Raw genomic sequence first — 15563 nt, forward strand, 5'->3', positions numbered from 1 at the left:
ACATACCATGAAGCGTGCAAGTGGCCCCGTCCTGGCCGCCATCGCCGCTGGCAGTCTGATGGCGCCGCTGGCTGGACATGCCACGGAGGGCGCTTTGGGCCGACCGGTGGCGGGCACCAGCGTGTCGTCCAATGTTGCCGTCATCCCGGACCAGCCGGTATGGATAGCCAATCTCCAGCAACTCTACATGGACGGATCGGTCAGCGGCGGTCGCCAGGTGCCGATCGGTGGCCGTACCACGCTGGGCGTCGACGCGAGGATCGCGTTCACGCTGGCCACACTGATGAAGGTGTGGGATACGGGCCCGGGCGCCTGGAATTTTGCCTCGAGCTTCACGCTACCCTATGTCTGGACTTCGGTGCACGCCAACGCGGGCGTGACCGCCGGCGGCGCCAGCTTCTCTCGAGGCATCTCGGATCGGGCGTCGAATCTTTACGATATCTATTTCAGCCCGATCATCGCCGGCTTTCACTTCTCGAAGAACAGCCACATGGCCTTGAGCTTTAATGTCTGGGCCCCCACTGGGCAATATGACAAGAACGCGCTGGCCAATCCGAGCCTGAACAACTGGACTTTCGTGCCGCAGGCCGCATTCACGCACGTGATGCCGCAATACGGGCTCGAATTTAACGGCGTGGCTGCGTTCCAGTTCTATACGCGCAACAGCGCCACTAACTATCAGAATGCACCGTTGTTCACGCTCGATGTCATGGGGCTGAAGAAGTTCGGCGCCTGGGGTACAGGGATCGTCATGGGCACGGTTCAGCAACTGGGTAACGACACCGGGCCCACGGCCGACCGCCTCAATGGCTTCCGCGGCCACGACTTCACGATCGGGCCGATCGTCACGTACGACACCAAGCTTGGCGGCAAGGCGCCGCTTTCATTCAGCGTGCGCTGGGTGCCTACGGTCACCAGCAAGAACCGGCTGGATAGCACTGCCACTGTCTTGGCAACAGCAACGCTTGTATTCTGACAGCTCCATCCTGCGACTTGCATCGGTAGCCCTCGAATGCCAGATGGCCGGGCGCGGAGGCCGACGTTCGAGAGGCTATTTGGAGCCGTTGACGAACGTCGGCAAATGGCCGGTCTCGGCCCTCCGCCTATCCAGGCAAGGGCTTCCTGGCACAGAAGGCGGCTACCGAGCCTTATGAGGCAGCCGGCGTGCTGGATAAGCTGGCCGGAGCCGTTCGGTATTTGGCCATTCCGGCTTGCAGTGACCGACAGCGAGCCACGAAGTTGTATCGCAGGCGACTACCGACTCCCAGGCGGTCATTAGGTATGGATCGTTTGCACGACCATTGCAGGGATAACACCGGACGACTTGATTGCCAGTCCCTGAGGTGGGGCGCGAAGGCGCGCTGATGGCAAACGAGTATTTAGAAGCGAAAGGCCACGCTTAGCATGGGGCCCTTCAACGTCAGCCTTTGAACAAGGTCGCCGCTGCGGAGTTGATACGTCAAGTAGCGATAGGTCAATTGCACATCTCCCCAGCTTGCCGCATAGGCCGCGCCACCGGACGCTTGCACGGTATATCTGGAAGAGCCGGTCCCGACGTCGACGTAGTACGGCACATACCACCTATCAAGGTTTCCGAGACGTAGTCGACCGCGAACACCAATAATCCCATCCCAGATATTCGCTGTCTGCGACAGGCTTCCCTGCGTCGCCAGAGTCGCGCCTTGCTGCGTGAACGTGGCGGATAGTGTCCAGTTCGCGCTGGCGCTGAGGTTCAGGTATCTAAGCCCGCCGAGCGGCTCGACCGTTCCCCATTGCGATCGCACCGCGGTATAGGCAGCGGCAAGCCCGAACAGCCCACCGCTCAGGCTACTGCTTGTATTCGTCGCCAACTCGCGAGGGATGGCAACCACGGCGCCGCTCCCGGCGCCGACGGCATTGAGGGTGGTTTGTTGGTGGCTGAAGTCGAGATATGCCCCATCAGCGATGATCGCCCAGTCCCCCTTGCTGGCTTCGGCCTGCACCATCAGAAGAAACTGCAGATTCTGGAGATAGCTGTCCGGCCCGGTTCCCAGGTCGAGCCTACCCCCTCCTGTTGATGAGTTTCCGGAGAAGCTGAAAGCACCGCTCACGTTGGGTAACCAGAGATAGGGTGCGACTGCAAATTTCCATCCACCCGCGTCCGGCGATTCGGCATGTCCCGAGCCAGTAGCGATAGCAAGGAGGATAGCGAGGCCGATACGTTTCGCACGGAGCCTCGAAATGGGCACCCCGAAATCGCCCCTACCTGGACGACGTCCCCATTGCACCAATTCCATTGATCACGCCTTCGATGATCGAATTGTTGTCACACAGCTGCTGCGCGATGCCGTGAATGAATGAGGTAGCCCGGCTACCTCTGGGCACGAAACGTCCCGCTTCCCAACCTATCCGGTCTTGATGGGCGACTCAATTGGCCCAAAGGGAAGGCCAAGAACGCCTACCAGTTTCTGGGAGGAGGCCGCCGCCGCTCTGCCGGCATTGCGGCGGCTTACCCGGGAACAGGAGGCGCAACCGGTGTTAGACCGCAAGCTGCTGCTGGTTGCAGTCTGCGCGTTAAACCACTGGTCGGCGGAAGAGATCATCACTGCTTACCAGATTACCCATGCGGAGTGTGTGAAGCCGGATTTGCGAGCGTGCGCTAACGGCCTCGGTAAGAGGGGGCTGTAAGCCCTATGGCTCCCGCAGCGAAGAAAAGCGGAAGCCCTCAGGCTTTCGCCGCAGATTGGGGAGCGGCGCAGCAGCTATGGGCGCCGATTCCAGTCCTCTGGGTCAACTGTCTGTTGGAAGCGTTTCATAGCGCCTCTTCTGAGGCATCCGACAGGTTCGAGGTGTACGGCGATCGCGGTCATGCGACGCTGCCGTCAGCTATCGCGCGCACTCGTTACCGTCCAGACGTTTTCCAGAAACTCGCGCAGTAGTGTCGAGGAATTGTTTTTCTTCCAGATCAAATAGAACGGCAATGGAAAGTTCAAATCGTCGACAGGGCGAAGGGCCACGCCAGCCGGGCACTGCCACCGCGTCGCGTCGCTGACGAAGGCGACACCGAGGCGACAAGATACCAAGCTGAGCATCGTCGCATGATCTGTGACCTGCTGGACAATTTGTGGCGCCAGAGCCCCGTCGCGAAGGCACGCGCGTATTAAGCGATCATGGAAGAGTGGATAGACCCACCGATGGAACCAGATAAAGGGAACATCACGGAGTTCACGCAAGCGCACGCTGTCGAGCGACATGATGGGATGATCCTTCGGTGCGGCCAGCACCAGCTTGTGCCTGGCGACATTTCGATGTGCGAACTCCGAAGGGGGCTTTGTCAGGCTGAAGATGAATCCTGCGTCCAGATTTCCCGAGCTGACCGCATCAATCTGACGACTGGAAGCCATGGCATGGAGTTCGAGTTCCACAGCCGGGTGCTGTTCACTGAACGCGCGTAGCGAGTCAGGTACGGCACCATGCCACGCCTGGGTTTCACCGAATCCCACTCGCAGCGTTCCGGTTTGACCGGCGGCGATCCGCTCCACCCGAAGCTTCGCCTCATTCACCTCGCGCAGAATACGACGGACGTCGTCGAGAAATGAGCGCCCCACAGCATTTAGCCGTACTCCGCGCGGCAAGCGATCGAAGAGCGCGACGCCCAACTCAGCTTCCAGATCCCGGATCTGCCGCGAAAGCGCTGGCTGTGCGATTTTGAGCACCTTCGCTGCCCTCCCGAAGTGCTCCGCCTCGCCGACGCACGCGAAATAGCGCAGATGCCTCAGTTCCATTTCATGCCTCAAGGGTATCGGACAGATAAATAGTAGGTCTTGGACGCATCGGATGAGGCTATCTAAACTCGAAACGTCCGGCGCGGGCAAAACTGTGGCGCCCAGCCGAAAGCCCAGGTTGCTAGCGATATGAGCGACGACTTGGACTGCGCCTTGCTTGCACGCCCTGATAACCGCCGTTCGACCTGCGGGATGCCGGTTTTCGCTGACCTGAATCAGTACTACGCACCATGCATTGTCCTGGTCAGAGCACCTTGTTCGATCTGACATCTGACCGCGCGAAGGGAGAAACATTCTGCCTGGCTCGCCACGTAACAGTGGACGGTGAAGCGCGACAAGTAATGATCGCCGCGCTTCGGTACACCGATTCCTTCGTCAAGCAAGAAGGCGCATGGCGCTTCGCCGAACGGTTGTTGTTTGTGGTCTGGAGCGAAAACCGCGCAATGAGGTGAAGGGGAGGGTGCGACAGGTATGGTTGGAGCAACTGCTGTGTGCGTTGGTCTGGGTCGCCCCGATGCTCTCGGCGTGCGATTGATCTGACGCAACAGCGCGGCCTGGCTCTCACGAACGACGGACATCAGGCACAGCAAGCTCGGCTTTCCACTGGCGAACCAAAGAATGTTCGTCGATCTCCGGGGCCATAGGGGTGACAAGATGGCGAAGCGGACCCTCGCCAGCTTTCCAGTTCCAGCGTAGAGGAGATAAGAATGGGCAAGAAAGTTGCGGAGATCATCGTAGAGGTACTCGAGCAGGCTGGCGTCAAGCGCTGCTATGGCATCGTCGGCGACACCCTCAACCTGATCGCCGAACACCTCGATCGAAGTTCCATCGACTGGGTCGGTGTTCGTCACGAAGAAGCGGGCGCCTTCGCCGCAGGCGCTGAAGCGCTATACACCAACAACCTGACGGCGTGCGCCGGAAGCTGCGGCCCAGGCAGTCTGCACTTCATCAACGGCCTGTACGAGGCCAATCGCAATCGCGCTCCGGTTGTCCTGATCGCCAGTCAGGTAGCGATGAGCGAGATGGGCTTCGAGTTCATTCAAGAGGTAGATTTCAAGTCGGTCTTCAAGGAATGCTCGGTGTTCTGCGACATGATCCTGACGCCAGAACAGGCCCGCAGGAAAACCGCGATGGCCTGTCAGACCGCACTGGCCAGGCGCGGCGTTGCCGTGCTGATCGTGCCGGTAGACATTTCCCATGGCGAAGTGAAGGAGGACTTCCCTTATCGCGTGCACCACAGCCGTCCGACCATCCGGCCGAATGATGCGGAGATTGGAGCCATCGCGCAGGTTCTAAATGCCGGCAAGAAAACTGCCATCTATGCGGGGTCCGGCTGCGAGCATGCGCTCGCCGAGATCATGACCGTCGCGGAAAAGCTCAAGGCACCGGTCGCTCACACCTCGCGCGCGAAGAACTGGCTCGAACCGGGCAATCCGTACAACATCGGCATGACGGGCATCCTGGGGAATGAAGCTGGCTATAACGCGGTGCTCGAATGTGACACGCTGCTGTTGCTCGGCGCGGACTTCGCGTGGCGCCAGTTCTATCCCGACGGGGCAAAGATCGTGCAGATCGACATCGACCCAACGCATCTGGGCCGGCGCCACCCCATCACGCTGGGCGCGGTAGGCGACATCCAGACCACGCTGCAGGCATTGCTACCGCATCTGGACCAGCGCGAGGACGCGTCATTCCAGGAGAAATACATCAAGCGCTATGCCGAAGCGATGGCAGCGGCAAGGAAGCCTCTCATCCCGGGGCACAACGACAGCATTCCCGGTTCGTACCTCGCGTCGATCATCGATAAGCACGCCGCCGAGGATGCGCTGATCTGCGCTGACGATGGCAGTCCGATCGTGTGGGCGCTGCGTCTGTTCGATGCCAACGGCAAACGCCAGATCTTCGGCAGTCTCCTGCACGGCACCATGGCGAGCGCCCTGCCCAGCGCGCTGGGCTTGCAAAAGGCATGCCCCGATCGCAAGATCATCGCCATGTGCGGCGACGGCGGCATTGCGATGCTGTTCGGCGAACTGCTCACCACGATCCAGGAAGAGGTGCCCATCAAGATCGTGGTGTTCGACAACAGCAAGCTTGGTTTCGTCGAGATCGAGCAGAAGGCCGAGGGCATGCTCGACACCTTTACAAAACTGAAAAACCCAGACTTCGGCAAGGTGGCGGAGGCCATCGGCCTCTGGGGAAAGACCGTGCGCAAGGCCTCCGAGCTGGACGCGTCCGTGCGGGAGTGGCTGTCGCAACCCGGCCCCGCGCTGCTTAACGTGATCGTCAATCCGCTGGAACTGGTCAAGCCACCCTTCCTGGAAGCCGGCCCCGTGATCGGTATGGCGATGTACTCCGTGCGCGCCATCCTCAACGGACGTGGCGCGGATGTACTGGAAATGGTGCGCGAGAACTTCCGCTGAAGACCCAAGCGTTTGACCCAGGCGTTGCTTCAAGTCAGCAACGTCTTGGGCTCAAGGTACGCGCTCATGCCCCATCGGCCCATCTCTCGCCCGAGCCCGGAATGCTTGAAGTCGCCAAACGGTGCGCGCGGCTCGTGGGCCAAGGTGTTGACAAGCACGGGGCTCGAATCGATCTGGTGTGCCACACGTTCGCGGCTTTCACGATTCTTGCCCGGCAACAGGGCACTCAGGCCATCGCTTCGTGCCCGCACGGTTGCGCGCGCTTGTCAGCCTGGTCCATGAGTTGCGTCTGGCTGAAGCGCAGTAGCGATTGGTAGCCCGTTGCCAGGGGACCAGTTCTCGTTGGCGACTTCGATCAGATTGATGAACACGTCGGCCGGCTTGATGCCGGAACCGGATTCGAGCCGTGCGACGAGATTGCGATAGAACCGCTGCTTGTCGCCGGTAGACCGGCCCGCTGTCAGCGTGATCTGGATGAGCAGAAGATTTGGCGAACGCACGAACGGATACGTCATGTTGGCGTGGAAGTTCGCATCCTCGTGTTCGCTGATGGTCATGAAGAACGCTTCCGGATGCACATCAAGCGATGTTTGCAGGGACTCGTGTATGGCTTCCAACACCGCGGCGCGGAACGCCGCGGGCTGGCCTTTGCGCATGGATACGTGGGTCATTGGCATGATCGATTCTCTTCGGTCGATGAAAGGGTGTGAGTCAGCCGGCAGCGGGCGTTGATCGCTGCTTCCGATTCCGGCTGATACGGTGGTCGCATCGGCAGGTTCGATTCGCCGCCCGGGAATGGCTCCAGCGCATCGCGCTCAGATCAGCGCCTCGATAAGCATCGGCCCGGGGCGCTGCATCGCGGAAGCGAACGCGGCGTCGAAGTCTGCTGCAGAGACCGTGCGGACCGCTTCCACGCCCATGCCTGTGGCCAGTGCCACCCAGTCGAGCGATGGATCTTGCAGATCGAACATCGACGCGGCACGCGCCCCGTCCTGTGACGCGCCAACGCGCTTCAGTTCGTTGTTGAGGATCTTGTAGCCGCGGTTCGCGTAGATGACGTTGACAACGTTGATCTTCTCGCGAGCCTGCGTCCACAGCGACTGCACCGTGTACATGGCGCTGCCGTCGCCGAGCAGGTTGACGATCTTGCGGTCCGGGCAGGCGATGCCGGCACCGATCGACAGCGCCATCATGCTGCCGATGGCCCCGCCGGACAGCGTCAGGAAATCGTGCGGCGCGGCTGATTCGGTCAGACCGTAGTACGCCATCGCCATGCCCGATTCCTCGGTGACGATGGCCTGCTCGGGCAGGTGCCTGGCCACGCTGCGCATGATCGACTCGGGGGTCAGGGGGCCGCTGGCAGAAGGCTCCAGGTACTTGCGTACGCTGCGACCCGCGATCGAACCTTTTGCGCCGAGCGCGTCGGCCAGCGCTTCCAGCGCGCCGGTGCCGTCCTCGTGCGCATGGGAGAGCACCGCCAACCGGCATCCTTCCGGCGTCAGCCAGCTTGGTTTGTCAGGGTAGGCGAAGAAGCTGACGGGTGGCTGCGCGCCGACCAGCACGATCAATTCGGTGCCAGCCAGGAAATCCGCAACTTGCTCGGCAAAGTACGGCAGGCGTTCCACGGGCACGCGCCCGGCGCCACGCTGCAGGCGCGGGGCGAACGTATCGGAAAGCAGGCGGGCACCGGTCTTCGCAGCGATCTTGCCTGCGGCGTGCAGGGCCGGTTCCTGCAAAGCGTCACCGCGCAGCAGAAACGCCGTCTTCACGCCACGCTGGACGAGCGCGGCGATGTTCGCAATCGTGGCGCCGCTTACCGGCGCCCGACTCGGTAGCGGCAGTGGCGCCGCGACGGAATCGGCCTGGCCCCAGGCGGTATCCGCAGGCAGGATCAGTGTGGCCACCTGGCCGGGTGCCGCCATCGACGCTTGCACGGCGCGCGCGGCGTCGGCGCCAACCGTCAGCGCGCTTGCGGATGAGTGAATCCATTGCGATACCGGCCGCGCGAATCCCTGGATATCGGAAGTCAGCGGTGCCTCGTAGCGCGAATGGGACGCTGCATGGTCGCCAACAATGTTGACGATCGGGCTCGATGCCCGCCGCGCGTTGTGCAGGTTGGCCAGGCCATTGGCCAGGCCCGGACCCAGATGCAGCAGCGTGGCGGCGGGCTTTCCTGCCATGCGGCCGTAGCCGTCGGCGGCGCCAGTGACCACGCCTTCGAACAGGCCAAGGACGGGGCGCATGCTATCCACCGCATCGAGCGCCGCCACGAAATGCATCTCCGACGTGCCCGGATTGCCAAAACACACCTCCACGCCACACGCCACCAGCGAACGCAACAGACTTTCCGCACCGTTCATGCTTGACACTCCGAAATCGAACCACTATCGAACCCTCGTCCGCCGCGGTTTCGTAGCGGGGCAACGAGGTTGTGCAACCGAGCACGGATCGATAGTAGAAACTTCGATTCGATGTAAAAATACAGTCAACTCGGAAACTCTGTTACGTCATGCGTAAGAATCTCGACTATGGATTGCTCCATGCGATGACAGCGTTTCTGCGGGTCGTCGATGCGGGCAGCTTTACGGCCGCCGCCGCCCAGATGGCGCTCACGACGGCGCAGGTCTCGCGGCTGGTTTCCGAGTTGGAAAAGCGCCTGCAGGCCAAGCTTCTGCAACGGACAACACGCAGGCTGGCGCTGACCAGCGTCGGCGAGCGGTATGCAGACCAGTGCCGGAGCATTCTCGACATGGTGGCCGAGGCGGAAAGCGGGGTGGGCGGCGCAAATGTCGAACCGGCCGGCCGGCTCAGGGTGCGTTGCATGGCGGCGTTTGGCGAACGCTATGTGGTGCCGCTTGTGTCGAAGTACTGCGCGATGTATCCGAAGGTGACAGTGGAGTACGGCACGTCGCAATTCGCGCCGGACCTGATTGCCGAAGGCGTGGACGCCAGCGTCTACCTGGCGCAACGGCTCCCCGATTCGAACCTGGTGGCGCAGGCCCTTGGGGAAACCTACGGCTTGCTGTGCGCGGCGCCAACCTATCTGAAGCGGCGCGGCACGCCGAAGTCCGTCGAAGAACTGGCAGCCCATGCCTGTCTGCGCATCGCCAACCCGTCCACGACGCCCGATTGGACGCTGACGGACGGCACACGCAGCTTCACGCTGGACGCGAGCGGCCCACTGGTGGGTGACAACCCTGGCGTTGTCCTCCACGCGGCGAGCAGCGGGCTGGGCATTGCGCTGCTGCCGATCTTCTCGGCCGTGGACCACATCCGCAACGGCGAACTACGCGTCGTACTTCCCGCGTGGCGCTCCCCGGCTATCGGCGTCTACCTGATGATGCCGTCGCGGAAGTTCCTTGAGGCCAAAACGCGCGCGTGGATCGAATTGCTGAGGACCGAACTGCCGACTGCACTGCAGCGAGATGCGGGTCATCCCGCCACGGCGTCGAAGCCTAAACCGCGTCGATACCCGTCTCGCTGAACTGCTACGGCCGTAGCACGTCGGTGTGCGGCGAAGGGTTAGGCCGAACTTTGCTGCAGTTCGCTGACGAGCTTGGCGATGCGACGCTGCCGCGTATCGAGAGACTTGGCCTCCTCAATCGCAGCGATGTGCTTCCGTTTGAGCCCAAACGGCAACCTATTAAAGGCGGCTCTGGCGCCTTTATTTTTCCTCAGGGCCTCAGAAAGGTCTGTCGGTTCCGGCAGTGTTCTCGGCTCTTCGTCGAGTTCTATTAGAACGTCGACGAGGTCGCCCTCCGCGATACCGCTTTCTCGCCGGTTGGCCGCGCTGATACCCACCAAGCATTTGCCATTCATCACGGCGATTCTGCTTCGCCATCTGTGGCCGTTGATGGAGATGGCGACCGGTGGTCGCGCGCCCGCGCCGAACGACTCGATGCCATCCTTCGGAACTTCGACGGCCGTTGCGTTGCCCGAAGGGACGACCTTTGCCTGGAATTTGAGTTTCATGCGATCGGAGAACCGAAGATGTGGTGCGGCCCGACGCGGATGTGCGCGGCTATCGTACTCAAAGGAAGGCTCGATGACGCCCGAGCATAACCTGAAGAGGTGACCGCGTGCTGGCGCCTGCGAAGGATCAAGACGACATCCCGCCAGTCGAAGCCGGGGCAATCTAGTATTGACAGCTTCAAATCCCTGCCCCTGAACCGCCATTTACGTGAACCGACCAGCCGCCAAGGTTCCCGGTGCGGTTCCGTTATCGTGCCGGATAAGCCTTCCCCAGATTCCACCGTGATTGCCAATGCTCGATGTACTGGCGTGAAATCTCCGGCATGTCTCGAATGACGACCACATTCTCGGAGTTGGATGTCTCGGCGGATGGCGCGAAGTTGAAGGAGCCCGTTTCAACCGTGTTGCCATCGACGATGATCGTCTTGTCGTGATGGATGTGGAAATGGTCATTGGTTCGCAGTTCCACACCATTGCTGGTCACAAAGTCCATGGCCGCCAAGCTCGTCTTGCCCAGGTTGCGCTTCTTGTCGATTACCACGCGCACCTCCACGCCTCGATTCCTGGCATCAACCAGCGCCTGCATGATGTCAGGAGCTTGAAACGAGTAGGCGAGCATCTGAATGGAATGCTGCGCACTACCGATAGTCTTCAGGACAAGCTCTCGTGCCGAACCCTCTGGGGAGAAGCCGACCTGAATGCTGGGACCGGCATGGGCGAGAGATGAAATGCTGAGGAGGGTGGCCAGGGCGATGCTTCGGATTCTTGTCATGACGTTAGGGCCTTGGTCGGAGTGCATGGCGCTGGACCGGCTATGCGCCACGTACATCGACGCTCGCAGTGGTTGTTTCGGCGTCGGCGCGGCCGGTGGTCCCGCAATGGGAAGTTTCCTAGGTTCAATTCGGAGCTGGATGGTTGGATCCGCTCTTGCTGGTTGCTGAAATGAAGTTGTACCAACCAGTTAAGGAAGTTTGCCATGTTCGCCTATTTTGTTGTGTTCTTCGCGCTCTGGGGCGTCATGAGGCTGGCAGATCGTTGGGAGATCTAGGGGGCATTGACGACTCGGAACATTCAGGCGTGGCGGCTAATACGGGCCATCAATTGGTCGATGCAAGCCCTGGTCAACAGCGGTAGGCGTGTTAGCGATGTTGGCCACGTGACCGACTGGTCAGGGCCAAATCACTCGGAAGTGAGTCGATGCAATTTAGGAAAAATTCTATGTATCGATCGTAGTTCCTTGCCTTTACTGAACCTTGTCCAGTCCAGAGTTTTGGTGGCTGTATGAGCGGGAGCATCGATAAGTGATGCCCCGGCATTAATGGTCGAGGTTTGAAGTGAGTGAAGTTGAATTTGTGAACTGGTTGCGCGGTTTTGTGAACGCCCGAGGTGCAGTACCGCCTACTGCCGTCCAGTGGCGAGAGATCATGGCGCGCGTGTCGATTTGCGCTGTGGATCCACTGGGTCCAAAGCAACGCGAGGCTGTGGAGTTGTCTGAGGCCATTGGGCGCCTTCGCGTGGCGGCCACGCAGCAGGTTAGGGCGCTTGTGCCGTAGCCGTTGGCTGCTACGCGGCAGTGAAGGGGCGCTCATGTTCTTCCCTGTCTACTGCGGTTTCTTCTGGGCGCTACGGGCCAAAATAATATTCCCCTGCTGATCACCGCTGAATCGTTGCGGTGATTTGTCGAATTCAACCCGCCTTGTGCAAGCCTGGCGGGTTTTTGCTTCTTGCTACCGGAGATCTGCGGATGGACGCGGCTCCAATGCGAGGCATCGCATGCCATGGTGGGTGAGGGATCGAGCTTTCTGCCAGTTACTGGTCCTGGGTAGACGGATTCCCGCCACGCGCCCTGTCACGCTCCCGCTCATAATCCTCATAGGGCGGAAGCGTCTGCCTTACCGTTTCCGGAGTCATAGGATTCACCGCGGCATCGTGGCTGCGGACACCTTCGTAGGTGCCGCGCCAAAGATTGAAGGAGGAGCATCCTGCACTGAAGGCTGCCGAGGCAAGGGCAAGAAGAACTGAGATCAATCGGTTCATGCGACTAGAGACAGGAAATCTGATTACGCCTGCAAGGCTGGCGCATCGAGACACGCAGCCTATTGTCCCCATACGTTCAAAGCCGAAAAAAAAGCCCGCTGCGCGAAGCAGGCGGGCCGGGATGAATTATCGTGGGGTCAATCACGACAGTTTGAATTGTCTGATAATGTATCTTCGTCGTCTGCCCTACGTGCGAGGGGATTAACTCAAATGAGTTAGTTTTATCCCACTCATAGCCAAAAGGATTTGCATGAAGCACTTTCTGGTGATAGCAGAAGTGCGGATTTAGCCATCCAATGACTCGAGCGTGAACTTCGCGCCGCCGTCCTGCCCAAGCAATTCGACCAGTTTCGGCATGGCTTCCTGAAGCGCGGTCTTGAGCGTCCAGGGTGGATTGACGATGAACATGCCACTGCCATGCAGGCCCAGGCCACCCGCGACCGGGTGTTTGACGGTCAGTGAGACATGCAGCCAGCTCTTGAGCGGCAGGCGCTTCAATTGGGCCGGTAGCTGGGTCGATTCCCGTCGTTGCACCTCGGGATACCAGATTGCGTAGATGCCCGTGGCGAAGCGTTCCAGGCCAGCCTTGAGCGTATCGAGTGTGCGGGCGTAGTCTTGCTTGTCTTCGTAAGAAGGATCGATCAGCACCAGTGCGCGGCGGGGCGGGGGCGGCAGGATAGCCTTGATGCCGTTGAAGCCATCGCCGTCATAGAGCATGACCTTGCGTCCCGCGCCGCGGAAATTGTCGCGCAGTACCTGGATCTCGGTGCTGTGCAGTTCGAACAGGCGCAGGCGGTCCGCATCGCGCAGCATTTGCCACGCCAGCCACGGCGAGCCGGGATAGTGCTTGAGACTGCCGTCCTCGTTCAGCGCACGTACCTGTTCCAGGTAGGCGTCGAGCAGGGCGGGCATTGGTTGGCCATTCGCGGCGGCGCGCCAGAGCGGGCCAATGCCGGTCTCGAACTCCGACTTCTTCTGCGCGTAGGCGTGATCAAGGGCATAGAGCCCGGCGCCGGCGTGGGTGTCGATGTACCAGAACGCCTTGTCCTTCTGCGTCAGGTAGTCCAGCAACTGGACGACGACGGCGTGCTTGAGGATATCGGCATGATTGCCGGCGTGGAAGGCGTGACGATAACTGAGCATGGCGAGGGAATGACGGCGCGCAAACTTCGCGCAAATACGGCCTTGAAGGCATTTTCAGGGCGGTGCGCGGGGAGGGCGCTATGCTACCATCCGCCGCCATTTCCGGCCGTATGAATCCTTGCCATGACGCGCGTTCTCGAGCCCGCCGAGCCCATTCTGTCCAGTGACGGTACTCCCTATTCGCCCCGCTATGACGATGTCTATCACAGCGCGCGTGGAGGTCTGGCGCAGGCGCATCACGTGTTTCTCGGTGGCAATGGTCTGCCCGGAGGCTGGGCCGGGCGCGAGCAGTTTGTCATTGTCGAGACGGGGTTTGGGCAGGGCCTGAATTTCCTCGCCACCTGGCAGGCATGGCGTAGCGATCCGCAGCGTTGCCAACGGCTGCATTTCGTGTCGATTGAGAAGCATCCCTTCACGCGCGAAGGTCTGGCGCAATTACATGCACATGCTGGCCTGGGCGAGCTGCTGCCGTTAGCCGACCAATTGCAGCAACAATGGCCTGACGCGCTGCCCGGCTTGCACAGGCTGTCGTTCGAGGATGGGGCGGTCACGCTGACGCTGGCATTGGGCGACGTGGAAACGATGTTGCCGAAACTCGTGCTTGGCGCCGATGCGTTCTACCTCGATGGGTTTTCGCCATCGCGCAACGCCGACATGTGGTCCGACAGCGTGTTCCGCGGCCTGGCGCGTCTCGCTCGCATCGGTGCGACGCTCGCGACCTACACAGCGGCGGGATTCGTGAGGCGCGGGCTCAAGGCGGCCGGGTTCGAGGTGCACAAGGCGCCCGGATTTGGTGGCAAGCGGGACATGACCGTGGCGCGTTTCGCGCCAGTCTGGAAGAACCGTCGTCATGCGCCGCCCGAGGCAGCGCAATGGGCGGAGCGACACGCCATCGTCATCGGCGCGGGGCTGGCGGGCTGCGCCGTGACCGAACGCTTGACTGCGCGTGGGTGGCGCGTGACGTTGTTTGATGCCCACGACGGACCGGCGCGACAGACGTCGAGCCACCGTGCCGCGGCGATGCATGCGCATGTGTCCGCCGACGACAGCTTCCTTTCGCGACTGTCCCGTGCAGGCAACCTCCATGCGTTGCGCGCGTGGGGCGCCTTGGAGGCGGCTGGCTATCCCGCGGGATGGCACGGCACTGGAGTCCTGCAACTCGGCGAGGATGATGCTGAGAGCGCGGCGCAGCAGGCCGCGCTTGCGGAGCTTGGGTTTCCGGAGTCTTTTGTGCGCTGGATGTCGCCGCAAGAGGCTGCGGGGCAGCATGGCGCAGCGGTTCCGAGAGGCGGCTTGTGGTTTCCGAAGGGAGGCTGGGTAGCGCCGCCCGACATATGCCGCGCGCAGCTTGCGAAAGCTGGTGCGGCTGTGGATGCGCGATTCAATTGCCGCGTGGCGGCGATCAGCCAGGTCGGCGATGCGTGGCAAGCGCTTGCCGATGACGGTGGCGTATTGGCCGCCGCGCCGGTTCTGGTGCTCGCCAATGCCTACGAAGCCGATCGACTGACCTCGGGCCAGTTTCTGGCGCTGCGCCGGGTGCGTGGCCAACTGACGGATCTGGCGCCCGCGCAGGCAGAGGCGCTGGGTGGCTGGCCTGATTGCGTCGTGACCGGCGGTGGTTACCTATTGCCGCGTGACGCGGCGGGCGGAGCAAGGATGGGCTCGAGTTATGAAGAGGACGAAGGGCCGCTGGTCGAGCGTCCGGAAGTGCACGCTGCCAACCTCGATCGTCTGGCGTCGCTGCTGCCGGACCGGGCGTCACAAATCGCGCAGATCGACCCCGCCACGCTGCAGGGTTACGTCGGCGTGCGCACGGTCACGTACAACCGCCTTCCACTCGTCGGGCGCATCGCCGACGATGCGCAGGCACTGTCCCATGCCGGTGCGTTGCGTGGCGCGCATTTGCGCGATCTGCCACGGCTTCCCGGTCTGTATGCGGCCCTTGCGTATGCGTCGCGAGGCCTCACATGGGCTGCCTTGTGCGCGGAACTGATCGCCAGCCAGATCGAGGGTGAGCCACTGCCGCTCGAGGCCGACCTGGCAGATGCGATTGATCCCGCACGGCTCCTGCTACGCGCGCTCCGACACGGTCAAGCGCAGGCGCCCGAATCGGTGGGTCCTGGGGTGGATACGGCCGGCTAGGGTAAAAACTGCCGGAAGCGAATCAAAACCGTGCGATAATCCCCGTTTTCCGTTTGCACGGAGACCCCCGCTCGTCGGCGCCAGT

General features: G+C 61.5%; 12 protein-coding genes and 1 pseudogene. 5 read left to right on the plus strand and 8 right to left on the minus strand.

Translation table 11 applies throughout. The features are described 5' to 3' along the window. Positions 1-7: 7 nt before the first annotated feature. Positions 8-976, plus strand: coding sequence for a transporter (locus tag D769_RS27625; RefSeq protein WP_008651645.1), 969 nt, complete (start codon positions 8-10; stop codon positions 974-976). A gap of 403 nt (positions 977-1379) precedes the next feature. Here D769_RS27625 and D769_RS27630 read toward each other — a convergent pair whose 3' ends face one another. Then, positions 1380-2276: a hypothetical protein gene (locus D769_RS27630; protein ID WP_040011301.1), complete on the minus strand. Its 897-nt coding sequence runs from the start codon at positions 2274-2276 to the stop codon at positions 1380-1382. 585 nt (positions 2277-2861) lie between these two features. Continuing rightward, positions 2862-3764, minus strand: coding sequence for a LysR family transcriptional regulator (locus D769_RS27640; RefSeq protein WP_008651648.1), 903 nt, complete (start codon positions 3762-3764; stop codon positions 2862-2864). A gap of 230 nt (positions 3765-3994) precedes the next feature. On the opposite strand from D769_RS27640, the gene D769_RS31500 reads away from it, so the two are divergent. Both D769_RS31500 and D769_RS27650 read left to right on the plus strand, forming a co-directional pair. Then, positions 3995-4216, plus strand: a complete 222-nt coding sequence (locus D769_RS31500) for a nuclear transport factor 2 family protein (RefSeq protein WP_081596870.1) — start codon at positions 3995-3997, stop codon at positions 4214-4216. A 255-nt stretch (positions 4217-4471) separates the two neighbouring features. Then, the gene (locus D769_RS27650; protein ID WP_008651649.1) at positions 4472-6184 is read left to right on the plus strand and encodes a ubiquinone-dependent pyruvate dehydrogenase; all 1713 of its coding nucleotides are present in this window, start codon (positions 4472-4474) and stop codon (positions 6182-6184) included. Between the two features lie 29 nt (positions 6185-6213). Here the strand turns inward: D769_RS27650 and D769_RS27655 are convergent. The 3 genes and pseudogenes from D769_RS27655 to D769_RS27665 all read right to left on the minus strand — a co-directional run. Beyond that, positions 6214-6417: pseudogene (locus tag D769_RS27655) on the minus strand (aldehyde dehydrogenase family protein); the annotation flags it as partial. Between the two features lie 33 nt (positions 6418-6450). After that, entirely contained in the window at positions 6451-6861 is a 411-nt protein-coding gene (locus D769_RS27660) for a tautomerase family protein (protein ID WP_008651651.1), read from the minus strand. Positions 6862-6999: 138 nt separating this feature from the next. Next, positions 7000-8544, minus strand: coding sequence for an acetolactate synthase large subunit (locus D769_RS27665; protein ID WP_008651653.1), 1545 nt, complete (start codon positions 8542-8544; stop codon positions 7000-7002). Between the two features lie 149 nt (positions 8545-8693). Between D769_RS27665 and D769_RS27670 the strand changes: the two genes are divergently transcribed. After that, positions 8694-9668: a LysR family transcriptional regulator gene (locus tag D769_RS27670; protein WP_008651655.1), complete on the plus strand. Its 975-nt coding sequence runs from the start codon at positions 8694-8696 to the stop codon at positions 9666-9668. Between the two features lie 38 nt (positions 9669-9706). Here D769_RS27670 and D769_RS27675 read toward each other — a convergent pair whose 3' ends face one another. The 3 genes from D769_RS27675 to D769_RS27685 all read right to left on the minus strand — a co-directional run bounded on the left by D769_RS27675 (position 9707) and on the right by D769_RS27685 (position 13336). Further along, positions 9707-10156, minus strand: a complete 450-nt coding sequence (locus D769_RS27675) for a YdeI/OmpD-associated family protein (RefSeq protein ID WP_008651656.1) — start codon at positions 10154-10156, stop codon at positions 9707-9709. Between the two features lie 247 nt (positions 10157-10403). After that, positions 10404-10928, minus strand: a complete 525-nt coding sequence (locus D769_RS27680; RefSeq protein ID WP_040011307.1) for a phospholipase D family protein — start codon at positions 10926-10928, stop codon at positions 10404-10406. A 1550-nt stretch (positions 10929-12478) separates the two neighbouring features. Next, positions 12479-13336, minus strand: coding sequence for a 23S rRNA (adenine(2030)-N(6))-methyltransferase RlmJ (locus tag D769_RS27685; protein WP_008651658.1), 858 nt, complete (start codon positions 13334-13336; stop codon positions 12479-12481). Between the two features lie 123 nt (positions 13337-13459). Here D769_RS27685 and mnmC point away from each other — a divergent pair, with 123 nt between their 5' ends. Next, entirely contained in the window at positions 13460-15478 is a 2019-nt protein-coding gene (gene mnmC / locus D769_RS27690; protein ID WP_008651659.1) for a bifunctional tRNA (5-methylaminomethyl-2-thiouridine)(34)-methyltransferase MnmD/FAD-dependent 5-carboxymethylaminomethyl-2-thiouridine(34) oxidoreductase MnmC, read from the plus strand. Positions 15479-15563 lie beyond the last annotated feature (85 nt).

This window comes from Cupriavidus sp. HMR-1 (assembly GCF_000319775.1).
Taxonomy (GTDB): Bacteria; Pseudomonadota; Gammaproteobacteria; order Burkholderiales; family Burkholderiaceae; genus Cupriavidus; species Cupriavidus metallidurans.

What these genes read in the sequence shown, in the direction of transcription:
- D769_RS27640 (WP_008651648.1), bottom strand. Translation starts at nt 3,764, where the DNA reads ATGGAACTGAGGCATCTGCGCTATTTCGCGTGCGTCGGCGAGGCGGAG.
- D769_RS27680 (WP_040011307.1), bottom strand. Translation starts at nt 10,928, where the DNA reads ATGACAAGAATCCGAAGCATCGCCCTGGCCACCCTCCTCAGCATTTCA.
- D769_RS27665 (WP_008651653.1), bottom strand. Translation starts at nt 8,544, where the DNA reads ATGAACGGTGCGGAAAGTCTGTTGCGTTCGCTGGTGGCGTGTGGCGTG.
- D769_RS27675 (WP_008651656.1), bottom strand. Translation starts at nt 10,156, where the DNA reads ATGAAACTCAAATTCCAGGCAAAGGTCGTCCCTTCGGGCAACGCAACG.
- D769_RS27670 (WP_008651655.1), top strand. Translation starts at nt 8,694, where the DNA reads ATGCGTAAGAATCTCGACTATGGATTGCTCCATGCGATGACAGCGTTT.
- D769_RS27660 (WP_008651651.1), bottom strand. Translation starts at nt 6,861, where the DNA reads ATGCCAATGACCCACGTATCCATGCGCAAAGGCCAGCCCGCGGCGTTC.
- D769_RS27625 (WP_008651645.1), top strand. Translation starts at nt 8, where the DNA reads ATGAAGCGTGCAAGTGGCCCCGTCCTGGCCGCCATCGCCGCTGGCAGT.
- D769_RS31500 (WP_081596870.1), top strand. Translation starts at nt 3,995, where the DNA reads ATGCATTGTCCTGGTCAGAGCACCTTGTTCGATCTGACATCTGACCGC.
- D769_RS27685 (WP_008651658.1), bottom strand. Translation starts at nt 13,336, where the DNA reads ATGCTCAGTTATCGTCACGCCTTCCACGCCGGCAATCATGCCGATATC.
- D769_RS27650 (WP_008651649.1), top strand. Translation starts at nt 4,472, where the DNA reads ATGGGCAAGAAAGTTGCGGAGATCATCGTAGAGGTACTCGAGCAGGCT.
- D769_RS27630 (WP_040011301.1), bottom strand. Translation starts at nt 2,276, where the DNA reads ATGGAATTGGTGCAATGGGGACGTCGTCCAGGTAGGGGCGATTTCGGG.
- mnmC (WP_008651659.1), top strand. Translation starts at nt 13,460, where the DNA reads ATGACGCGCGTTCTCGAGCCCGCCGAGCCCATTCTGTCCAGTGACGGT.